A 10,316-nucleotide genomic window follows, 5' to 3' on the forward strand; every position below is an offset into this window, starting at 1 on the left:
GGACATCAGTCGGTCTCCGGTCCGAGGTCGGGCGTGTCGGTGAGCCGGGCGCGCGTGCCGGTGGTGGCGTGCAGCACCAGCAGGACCCGTTCGTTGGCGCCGGCGCGCAGGACGGGGGCGGGGACGTACAGGGTGTGCTGCGGACCCCGGTTCCAGTAGCGGCCCAGGTGGAAGCCGTTGACCCAGGCCTGCCCCTTGGTCCAGCCTGGCAGCGAGAGGAAGGTGTCCGCCGGGCTCGCCACCTCGAAGGTGCCCCGGTGGAAGGCGGGCACCGCGTCCGTGGACGCCCCCGACGGCTCGAACGGCACGGCGGCCAGGTCGTCCAGCGGCACCGGCCGGCACTCCCAGCCGCTCAGTTCGGCACCCTGGAACGACACCGGCCCGAGCAGCCCCTTGGGCGCCCCGATGCGCGGCCCGTAGTTGACCCCGCCCATGTTCTCCACCAGGACCTCAAGGACGGAACCGGCCCGTGGCACGCGTACCGCGAGGGTCTCGTCGTGCCGCTCGCGCTCCAGTACGCCGGCCGGGGCGCCGTCCACGAAGACCTGGGCGCGGTCCCCGACCCCGCCCGGGAAGTGCAGCAGGCCGTCGCCGGAGCCTGGAAGCGCGGTGCGGTAGAGCACGTAACCGGTGTGCACCCCCAGCTCGTTCATCGTCACCGGGGTGCCGGTGCGCGTCGGCGACAGTGCCCCGACGTACGGCAGCAGTGGGGCCCGGTGGTCCAGGTCGACGTCCCTGGGCGGGAGTTTGGGCGCGGGCGAGGGCGACGGCTGCTCCGGCACGTGCGTGTGACGGGCGATCACCTCACGGAACGCGTGGTACTTCGGTCCCGGGTCGCCGCTCTCGGTGAGCGGGGCGTCGTAGTCGTAGGACGTGACGGTGGGTTCGTAGGCGTGCTTGTGGTTGGCGCCGTTGGTGAAGCCGAAGTTGGTGCCGCCGTGGAACATGTAGATGTTGACCGAGGCGCCGGCCGACAGCAGGCGGTCCAGGTCGGCCGCGGCGTCGGCGGCGGAGCGTACGTGGTGCGGACCGCCCCAGTGGTCGAACCAGCCGACCCAGAACTCCGAGCACATCAGCGGGCCTTGGGGCTGGTGGGCGCGCAGGGCGGCCAGGTTCTCCTCGACCCGGCTGCCGAAGGTGACCGTGGCGAGCGTGCCCGGCAGGGTGCCGGCCGCCAGGTGTTCGGCGTTCGCCTGGTCGCAGGTGTACAGCAACTCCTCGACACCGCGGTCGCGCAGCGCCTGGTGGACGTGCTTGAGATACGCGGTGTCGTCGCCGTACGCCCCGTACTCGTTCTCCACCTGCACGGCGATCACCGGACCGCCGTGCGCGGCCATGAACGGGCGCAGCGCGGGCAGCAGTTGGTCCAGGTAGCCGTCGAACGCCGCCGTGAACCGCGGGTCGCTGCTGCGCAGCCTTGTGTCGGGGTCCGCGAGCAGCCAGGCGGGCAGACCGCCGTCGTCCCACTCGGCACAGATGAACGGCCCCGGGCGCAACAGGACGTGTAGGCCCTCGTCCTGGGCCAGACGCAGCCAGCGGGGCAGGTCGAGGAAGCCGTCCAGGACGAGCCGGCCCGGCTCCGGCTCGTGGAGGTTCCACGGCAGATAGGTCTCGATGGTGTTGAGGCCCATCAGCCGGGCCTTGCGCAGCCGGTCGGTCCACTGGTCGGGGTGGATACGGAAGTAGTGCATGGCTCCGGAGATGATCCGGAACGGCTCGCCGTGCAGGAGGAAACCGTCGTTGGACGTCGTCAGAGCGGGCATGCGGGGCATCCCTTCCAGTCAGCGGGAATTCAGGGGGTTCGGGTGCTGCGGGCAAGCCAGACGGTCGCGGCCAGGCACACGGCCGACACGGCGCTCAGCAGGAGGGGGACGGCACGGATCCCGGACCACTCGATGGCCTTGCCCAGTGCCGGTCCCGCCGCCACACCGCCGATCATGGACGCGGCGATGACCAGGGCACCGGCCCGCCGGGCGCCGGGGGCGGCCCGGTGCAGCCAGGGCAGACCGGTGGGGAAGATCGGCGCGATGAACAGACCGACGCCCGCGTAGGCGTAGGGCGCCAACTCCCCTGTCGAAGCGAGGAGCAGACAGAGCGTCATGCCCGCGCAGGACACGGTGATGATGGCCTGCGCCGAGAACCGCAGCGCGAGCGGGGCGACCAGGAAACGGCCCACCGTCATCATCAGCCAGTAGACGGAGGTCGCGGTCGCGGCCACCCCGGCGCCGTACCCCACGGTCTCCAGATGCGTGGGCTCCCAGCCTCCGACGCCCGCCTCGATGCCCACGTGCAGGACGTAGAGCGCGACGAACACGCAGAGCACGGAGGCCAGGCTGCGGCCGAGAACCCCGGGCGCGTCGGTGACCGTGCCGGACGGCTGCGGCGGCCGGTCCCGTACGCCCTTCAGACAGAGCAGCAACGGCAGGTTGACGAGCGCGAAACCGAGGAAGACCGCCGGATAGTGCCCGGCCCCCACCACGCCGATCAGGGCCGGACCGAGGATCGCGCCCACACCGAAGTGCGCGTTGAGGATGTTCAGCATGGCGGTCGAACGGTGGCCGAAGCCGACCGCGAAGAGCTGGTTCAGTCCGTAGTCGATGCCGCCGAAGCCGAGACCGGCGAGCAGCGCCGCGGCCAGGGCGGGGGGCCAGTCCGGGGCGAGCGCGAAGCCCGCCGCGCCGAGCGCCATCAGCAGGTACGAGGCGCCCAGGATCCGCCGGTTGCCGACCTTGCCGAAGAGCCGGTCGAACAGCAGGACACCGGCCACGCCACCCACGAAGTGGGCGCTCAGCCCGAGTCCGGCCCCGGAGGGCGACAGCCCGAACTCCTCCCGGAAGGCGGGGATCGCCGGACCGTACAGCGCCTGGAGCGCGCCGATGAGCACGAAACCGACGCAGGAGGCGACCACTGCGGCCGGACTGAAGACCGGGGTGCGCGCGGGCGCCAGTGTCGAGGACATGGAGACTGATGTTACCGGTAACATCCCGGCCGTCAAGATCCGTGGAGGTGCGAGGGAACGGATCGATGAATTGGACTGGTGGTCCAGTCGCTGGATTGTTAGTCTAGGAGTCGTGGCGAAGAAGCAGGAGGACGTGATGGAGGCCGAGCGGGACGCGATCATCGCCGCGCTCACGTCGGTCGTCGACGGGATCGCGGCGACCTTCGGACCGGTGTGCGAGGTGGTGCTGCACGACTACCGGCGGCCCGAGAACTCGGTGGTGGCCATCGCCGGCTCGGTGACCGGGCGCACGGTGGGCGGGGCGATGAGTGAGATCGGCCTGCGCATGGTGGCCCGGGGCGACGAGGCGGCCGACGAGCTGAACTACGTCACCCGGACCGACACCGGCAAGCTCGTCAAGTCGTCGACGATGCTCCTCCGGGACTCCTCGGGCGCGGTCTTCGGCGCGTTGTGCGTCAATGTCGACGTCACCGCGGCGAGCGAGGTGCACGCCCTGCTTGGGGCCCTGGCCGGGATCGGCACCGCCCCCGGGGAACCCCCCGTCACCACCTTCGGCGACGACATCGACTCCGTCGTCGACGTCATGCTCGACGCGCACCGCCACCAGTCGTGGGCGCTGCTCGACCGCGCCGGGCGCCTCGACCTGTTCCGCAGCCTGGACGAACGGGGCGTGTTCGCGGTCCGCCGGGCGATCGAGCAGGTGGCCGGACGGCTCGGCATCTCCCGCGCCTCCGCCTACAGCTATCTGTCCCAGTCCCGGAAACAGGCGAACACAGGAGGCCACTCGTGACGACCACCATCCCACCGGTCACCCTGGACGACGTCCAGGACGCGGCCGCCCGGCTCCGGGGCGTCGCCCACCGCACACCGGTGCTGCGCTCCCGCACCCTCGATGCCAGGGTCGGCGCCGAGGTCTTCCTCAAGTGCGAGAACTTCCAGCGGGTCGGTGCCTTCAAGTTCCGCGGCGCCTACAACGCGGCCTCCCGGTTGGGTCCGGACCAGCTGGCCCGTGGCATCGCCGCCTACTCCTCCGGGAACCACGCCCAGGCCGTCGCCCTGGCCGCCCGCGAACTCGGCACCACCGCGGTGATCGTCATGCCCGAGGACGCCCCCGCCTCCAAGCGGGCGGCCACCGAGGGCTACGGCGCCGAGATCGTCACGTACGACCGCTACACCGGTGACCGGGAGGCCATCGCCAAGGACCTGGCCGCCGAGCGGGGCCTCACGCTCATCCCGCCGTACGAACACCCGCACGTGATGGCGGGACAGGGCACGGCCGCCCTCGAACTCCTGGAGGAAACCGGCGAGTTGGGGGCACTGCTAGCGCCGGTCGGCGGTGGCGGCCTGATGGCGGGGAGTGCGACCGCGGCCAAGGGCCTGCACCGGGGCATCCGCATGATCGGGGTGGAACCGGAGGCCGGCGACGACACCAAGCGGTCCCTGGAGGCGGGGCGGCGCGTCAGCATCCCGGTTCCGCAGACCATCGCCGACGGACAGGCTGTGGACACGCCCGGTGAGCTGACCTTCTCGGTGAACCTGCGGCTGGTCGACGAGATCGCGCTGGTCTCCGACGACGAGATCCGCGCGGCCATGCGGTTCGCCTTCGAGCGACTGAGGATCGTCGTCGAACCGAGCGGCGCGACTCCGCTGGCCGCCCTGCTCAGCGGGCGGGTCAGCGGCCTCCCGGGCCGGGTCGGGGTGATCGTCTCCGGTGGCAATGTCGACGCGGACCGCTTCGCGCGGCTCTGCGCGGGCGGGGACCGACAGGACTGACGGCGCCTCGCCGTCACCCGAATGGCAGGCCCGGCTGGACGGGCGGACCATGGAGTGATGGGGCTCGGCCCCCGCCGGTGCCGCCCAGGAAGGGCGGGAGACGGAGACCGGCCCCGGCCGCCCACAACGCGGCCGGAAGGGAGAGCCGTCATGTTTGAGGTGAAGACGCTCGACAAGCCGGACGAGCGCCGCGATTTCCCGCGGGGCCACCTCGAAGCGGTCCACATGAGCGGGCTGGACTTCGCCGTGGGCACCTTCGAACCGGGCTGGCGCTGGTCCGAGTCCGTGGCACCCATCGCGGGCACCAAGAGCTGCGAGGTCCACCACAACGGCTATGTGGTCGAGGGCCGGATGCGCATCGCCATGGACGACGGCGGCGAGGGCGAGGTGGGCCCCGGTGACGTCTTCGTGCTGGCCCCCGGGCACGACGCCTGGGTCGTCGGTGACGAGCAGTGCGTGGTCTACGACTTCGCGGGTGGCATGGCGAAGGACTACGCGAAGGGCAAGTGAGGCACACCCGTTCACACCGGTTCCGCGCCGTCACCTCCTACAGGGTGACGACGATCTTCGCGCGTGCGTGCTCCACCTCCAGATGCCGGATGGCCTCGGCCGCCCGGTCGAGCGGATACGTCCGCTCGACGGCCGGGGCGATCCTGCCTGCCTCGGCCAGCTCGCGCAGGGCCGCGAGGTTCTCCTTGCGTGCCGTCGCCATGAGCTGGAGCAGCCGTTGACGGACGAAGGGGGAGAGGAGCATCCCGCGCAGCGTGAGCCGCACGGGGCCGAGGATGCTGCCGCCCTCGAACACGCCCCCGCCGGACAGCACGACGGCCCCGGTGGGGGCCGCCGCACGCCGCAGCTCGCCCAGTGAACGATTGCCCACCAGGTCCAGCACCACGTCGTAGCGTCGCCCGTCGCGGGTGAAGTCCTCCCGGGTGTAGTCGACGATCCGGTCCGCCCCGAGCGACCCGACGAGCTCGACGTTGCGCGGGCCGCACACGCCGGTCACCTCGGCGCCGTACGCCTTCGCGAGTTGCACGGCGAAGGTCCCCACACCGCCCGAGGCACCGTTCACCAGGACGGACTGCCCGGCCCTGACCCCGGCGACGTCCCGCAGCCCGATGAGCGCGGTGTTCGCGGCCAGCGGCATCGCGGCGGCCTGCTCGAAGGAGAACCCGGCGGGCTTCAAGTCCGTCGCGCTGTCCTTGGCGCACACGAACTCCGCGAAGGTCCCGTCCGCCTCGCCGTACACCTCGTCCCCGGGGTGCAGGCCCTTGACCTCGGCGCCGACGGCCTCGACACGGCCCGCGAAGTCCCGGCCCCGGATCCGCACCTTCGGCGCGCGCAGCCCGAACGACAGCCGGGCGATCTTCGGGTCGCCGCGGAGACAGTGCCAGTCGTAGGCGTTGACCGAGGCCGCGTGCACCCGCACGAGTACCTCGTCGGCGGCCGGCACGGGCCGTTCCACCTCCCTCAGCTCCAGTGTGTCCACCGAGCCGTACCGGTCCTGCACGACTGCCTTCATGGGTCCCCCTCCGTCGGTTCGGAGCGTAGGGAACAGACCGCGCGCTGCCATCGGAAACCGATCGGTTCACGCTGCCGGACGTAGGTAAACCAATCGGTTCCACGACCTGGACCCGGCGACAGTGGGCCCCGCGGGCGGTCAGATGGGCAGCAGTCGCCCCACCAGGGCGCTGAGCTGGCGGACATTGCGGCACTCGTGCATCTCCACCGACTCGGCGTACTCATGAGCGGCCGAGTCGCCCGTGCCCCACTGCGCCCGCGCCTCCGGGTTCAACCAGTAGACGCGGCGCGCCCGTTCGGTGATCTCGCGGACGGCGGGCAGGTTCGGGTCGCTCATGTTGGTACGGGCGTCACCGAGGACGAAGACCGTGGTGCGCGGGCTCAGCGCGTCCCCGTACGACGACACGAACTCGCCCAGCGCCACGCCGTAGTCGCTGCTGCCGTGCCACCCCGTGAGCGTGGCCTCCGCGCGGATGCGGGCGCCGAGCCCCTCCGGATCGGCCGCCCCGTGCCGCAGGAGCGGAGTGACCTCGTCGAGGCGGTTGACGAAGGCGAACACCCGCACCTTGCTGAACTGGTCGTGCAGCGCCTGCACCAGCAGCATGGTGAAGTCCGAGAACCCCGACACCGAGCCCGACACATCGCACAGCAGCACCAGTTCGGGCCGGGCCGGCCGGCGCCTGCGCAGCACCGGTTTCATCGGCACCCCGCCCGTCGACAGCGAACCGCGCAGGGTCCGCCGCAGGTCGATGCTGCCCCGTGCGGCACGGCGGCGGCGGGCCGCGAGCCGGGTGGCGAGCTTGCGGGCCAACGGCTGCACCGTACGCCGCAGTTCGGCCAGCCGGTCCTTTCCGGCGAACAGGAAGTCGACCCGGTCGGTCGTCGGGGCCACCGCCCGCCGGGCGATCACGTCCCGGTCCCGGCGCTCCGCGACCCGGCGCCGGGCCTCCGCCGCCACCAGCGCGCGAAACGCCTCGATGCGCCGCCGGACCTCGTCCTCCAGCAGCCGGTCGGTGAACCCGGACATGCCCTGCCGGCCCCGCACGTCGTCCCGGACGCGCGCGAGCAGGGTCTGCGGGCGCAGCCGGTCGAGGGTCTGGTACGACGACCAGCCGTCCGAGGAGGGGGAGTTGCCGTACCCGCCGAACCCGTCGACGGCCTCCGCCGCGAGGCGGGCCATCAGTGTCTCGTCGTTCGCGGCCAGGGCCCGGGCGAGCCACTCACGGAGCTCCTCCCGGTCCGCGGGGCCGGTCTCGGGTGCGCCGACGCCCCGCGGAAAATACAGGTCGAACACCGGGTCGAAGACCGGTCGTTGGGCCGTGCTGTGCAGCAACGTCGCGGCCAGGCCCTCCCGCAGCCGTTCCCGGTCGGCGAACCCGAGCGCCTCGACCGCCTGCGCCGCGTCCACCGTCTCACCCGTTCCGATCCGCACACCGTGTGCACGCAGGGCGCCGACCAGGGAGGTGAGCCGCTCGGCGGTGCTCACACCGCGTCCAGGTCGAGCTTGGCCCCAGCCTTGAGGATGTCGTCCTGGTGCTTGAGGAGCACGCCCAGGCTGTCCCGTACGACCGTCTCGTCGAGGTGGTCCGCGCCGAGCGCGAGGAGCGTGCGGGCCCAGTCGATGGTCTCCGCGACCGAGGGCACCTTGCGCAGGTCCATGGCCCGGAGCGCCCCCACGACCCGCACCACGGACTTCGCCAGCGTCTCGTCGAGGCCCGGCACCTTCAGCCGTACGATCCGCCGCTCCAGTTCCTCCTCGGGGAACCCGATGTGCAGGAACAGGCAGCGGCGGCGCAGGGCCTCGGACAGCTCACGGCTGGCGTTGGAGGTCAGGACGACGAAGGGGCGGCGGGAGGCGCTGATCGTGCCCAGCTCGGGGACCGTGACCTGGAAGTCGCTGAGCACCTCCAGGAGCAGTCCCTCGACCTCGACGTCCGCCTTGTCGGTCTCGTCGATCAGCAGCACCTTGGGCTCGTCGCCCCGGATCGCCGTCAGCAGGGGCCGGGAGAGCAGGAACTCCTCGCTGAAGATGTCCGTGCGGGCCTCGTCCCAGGTCTCGTCGCGCCCCGCGCTGATGCGCAGGAGCTGCTTGGCGTGGTTCCACTCGTACAGCGCCCGGGACTCGTCCACGCCCTCGTAGCACTGGAGCCTGACCAGCCGCGCGCCGGCGACCTCGGCCACCGCCTTGGCCAGCTCGGTCTTGCCGACCCCGGCGGGGCCCTCGACCAGGAGCGGCTTGCCGAGGCGGTCGGCGAGGAAGACGGTGGTTGCGACGGCGGGCGAGGCGAGGTAGCCGGTCTCGGCGAGGCGTGCGGAGACGTCGTCGACGGATGTGAACAGCAACGGGGCCTCCTGGGCGGCACGGACTCGTTCCGCGAACTATCTAAGCGCTTGTTCACCGGTTCTGTCACGTAGTGGGAGCGGGCACGGAAGGCCGTGGCCAGGCTCGCCGCGATCACCGCCACCGTCGGCCGGATGTCGAGCCCCTGGCGGGGCGGCACCGAGCCGGTGCGGACACGGTGAACGGGACGATCCCGGCCGGCGCCGCCACCGTGCCGCAGCACAGTCCGCCCGCGTGCGCAGGTTGTACTGCTCCGGAACCTCGTCAGCACCGTGTGCCTCGTTGAAGCAGCCACGGAGGCGCGGGCCGGGGAACACCGGGCGCAGAACCCCTCTCCACGGGGGGTTCTCCGTGACACCCTCCGGCGGATACGGCAGGGTTGACCGCCATGACCGACGGAATAGCCTGGCTCGCCGAACCGCAGTCCATCGCCTGGGGCGGCTACAGCGTGGTGATCGCCCCCGACCTCGAATCGGAGTCGCTCGCCAGACGCGTCGCCGAGACCGCTCACCGGCCCAACCGCCCCCGCGCCATCGGGGAACTCACCGGCCGACAGGTGCAGGACCTGCTGGAAGGCCTGTACGGAGAGGTCATGGACGGCATCGCCCTGCGCCACGGCGAACTCGACGAGTGGTCGTACGTCATCAAGTACGGCGGCTGGCAGGGCGAGTTCGGTACCGGCAGCAGGCCGGTGGACCGCGGCGGCCTGCACGTTCACCACCTGGAGTACGAGGAGGAGAACGGCAAGCCGGTGCCCCCGCAGTTCGCCTACCGCCACGACGAGAACCTGATGTGCGCGTTCAACCTTCACCTGGACGGGAGTTGGGGGCAGGGCAGTCCCGAGGGCGATCCGGAGGTGGTCGCCGCCGTCCGGGAGCGGCTCACCGCCGCAGGACTCCCCGACGAGGACCTGGAGCACCGGGCCGTGCACCGGGCCTGCCTGGAGGTGCTCCAGCGGCACTTCGGCCTCACCCTGCCCCGCGAGCGCATCCTGGAGGGCACGCTGCCCACGCTGCTGCTGACCGCTCCCTGAGCGGAGGAGTGCGGGGCGTTGTCAGTGGCGCGCTGTACCTTTCGGCACATGGGGATCTACCTGGTGAGCGTGGGCGCGCAGGAGTGGTTCGACGAGGACGAGGAGGAGGGCCGCGGGGCCGTCGCCTCGGGGCTGAACGAGGAACTGCGCCGTCGCGGGCTGCCGCCGTACGAGTCCGTGCCCGAGGAGACGGAGTTGGTCCGCGGGTCGGGGACGTTGTTCGAGGAGAAACTGGTGCCGCCGATGGACGGCTTCGTGCGGCTCGCACAGGACCGGCTGGCGCCCTCCGAGCCGGAGTCCCTCCTCGACTGGTCGGTGCTGGTGCCGGTGGCACTCGACACCGAGGTCGAACTGCCCGTCGAGTCCTCCTACTCGGACACGACGGTGATCGCCGGAGCCCCGAAGATCCTCGACTGCGCGCGACGGCTGGCCGAGGCCGTGCGGCTGCCCCTCGACGAGATACCCGTGGCCTGCGACAACCTGGACCTCACCATGTGGTTCCTGGACGGCGAGGCGAAGCGGGTCGCGGCCGCACGGCCCGGCCCCTGGGCCGAGGACCTCGACGCCGCGTTCTACGTGGCCCTGTACCTGCGTGCCGCGCAGCACTCCCTGCGGCGCGGCTGCCCGATCGTCTACAGCTGACGTGACGGTGAGCCAGGACCCCGGGCCCTGAACGGTTTCACCGTGCG

Annotated in this window: 10 protein-coding genes; 5 read left to right on the top strand and 5 right to left on the bottom strand. The window is 71.7% G+C overall.

Features of this window, described 5'->3' with window-relative positions:
- Positions 1 to 5: 5 nt before the first annotated feature.
- Both EHS43_RS01835 and EHS43_RS01840 read right to left on the bottom strand, forming a co-directional pair.
- On the bottom strand, positions 6 to 1,763 hold the full coding sequence (locus tag EHS43_RS01835; RefSeq protein ID WP_125188775.1) for a beta-galactosidase: 1,758 nt from the start codon (positions 1,761 to 1,763) through the stop codon (positions 6 to 8).
- 29 nt (positions 1,764 to 1,792) lie between these two features.
- On the bottom strand, positions 1,793 to 2,959 hold the full coding sequence (locus EHS43_RS01840; protein ID WP_125188776.1) for a sugar MFS transporter: 1,167 nt from the start codon (positions 2,957 to 2,959) through the stop codon (positions 1,793 to 1,795).
- Between the two features lie 136 nt (positions 2,960 to 3,095).
- Here EHS43_RS01840 and EHS43_RS01845 point away from each other — a divergent pair, with 136 nt between their 5' ends.
- The 3 genes from EHS43_RS01845 (at position 3,096) to EHS43_RS01855 (ending at position 5,242) form a co-directional block, all read left to right on the top strand.
- Positions 3,096 to 3,749 (top strand): transcriptional regulator, encoded by a 654-nt coding sequence (locus tag EHS43_RS01845; RefSeq protein WP_125188810.1) that lies wholly within the window; start codon positions 3,096 to 3,098, stop codon positions 3,747 to 3,749.
- Positions 3,746 to 4,732 (top strand): threo-3-hydroxy-L-aspartate ammonia-lyase, encoded by a 987-nt coding sequence (locus EHS43_RS01850; protein ID WP_125188777.1) that lies wholly within the window; start codon positions 3,746 to 3,748, stop codon positions 4,730 to 4,732. The genes EHS43_RS01845 and EHS43_RS01850 overlap by 4 nt, the downstream gene beginning before the upstream one ends.
- A 150-nt stretch (positions 4,733 to 4,882) precedes the next feature.
- Positions 4,883 to 5,242, top strand: a complete 360-nt coding sequence (locus EHS43_RS01855; RefSeq protein WP_125188778.1) for a cupin domain-containing protein — start codon at positions 4,883 to 4,885, stop codon at positions 5,240 to 5,242.
- A gap of 37 nt (positions 5,243 to 5,279) precedes the next feature.
- Here EHS43_RS01855 and EHS43_RS01860 read toward each other — a convergent pair whose 3' ends face one another.
- The 3 genes from EHS43_RS01860 to EHS43_RS01870 form a co-directional block, all read right to left on the bottom strand.
- Entirely contained in the window at positions 5,280 to 6,254 is a 975-nt protein-coding gene (locus EHS43_RS01860; protein WP_125188779.1) for an NAD(P)-dependent alcohol dehydrogenase, read from the bottom strand.
- Positions 6,255 to 6,392: 138 nt separating this feature from the next.
- The gene (locus tag EHS43_RS01865; RefSeq protein ID WP_125188780.1) at positions 6,393 to 7,739 is read right to left on the bottom strand and encodes a VWA domain-containing protein; all 1,347 of its coding nucleotides are present in this window, start codon (positions 7,737 to 7,739) and stop codon (positions 6,393 to 6,395) included.
- Positions 7,736 to 8,593, bottom strand: coding sequence for a MoxR family ATPase (locus tag EHS43_RS01870; RefSeq protein WP_125188811.1), 858 nt, complete (start codon positions 8,591 to 8,593; stop codon positions 7,736 to 7,738). The genes EHS43_RS01865 and EHS43_RS01870 overlap by 4 nt, the downstream gene beginning before the upstream one ends.
- A 389-nt stretch (positions 8,594 to 8,982) precedes the next feature.
- Here EHS43_RS01870 and EHS43_RS01875 point away from each other — a divergent pair, with 389 nt between their 5' ends.
- Positions 8,983 to 9,627, top strand: coding sequence for a hypothetical protein (locus tag EHS43_RS01875; RefSeq protein WP_125188781.1), 645 nt, complete (start codon positions 8,983 to 8,985; stop codon positions 9,625 to 9,627).
- 48 nt (positions 9,628 to 9,675) lie between these two features.
- The gene (locus EHS43_RS01880; RefSeq protein WP_125188782.1) at positions 9,676 to 10,269 is read left to right on the top strand and encodes a hypothetical protein; all 594 of its coding nucleotides are present in this window, start codon (positions 9,676 to 9,678) and stop codon (positions 10,267 to 10,269) included.
- The last annotated feature ends 47 nt before the right edge of the window (positions 10,270 to 10,316 follow it).

It is taken from the genome of Streptomyces sp. RP5T (genome assembly GCF_003933965.1).
GTDB lineage: Bacteria > Actinomycetota > Actinomycetes > Streptomycetales > Streptomycetaceae > Streptomyces.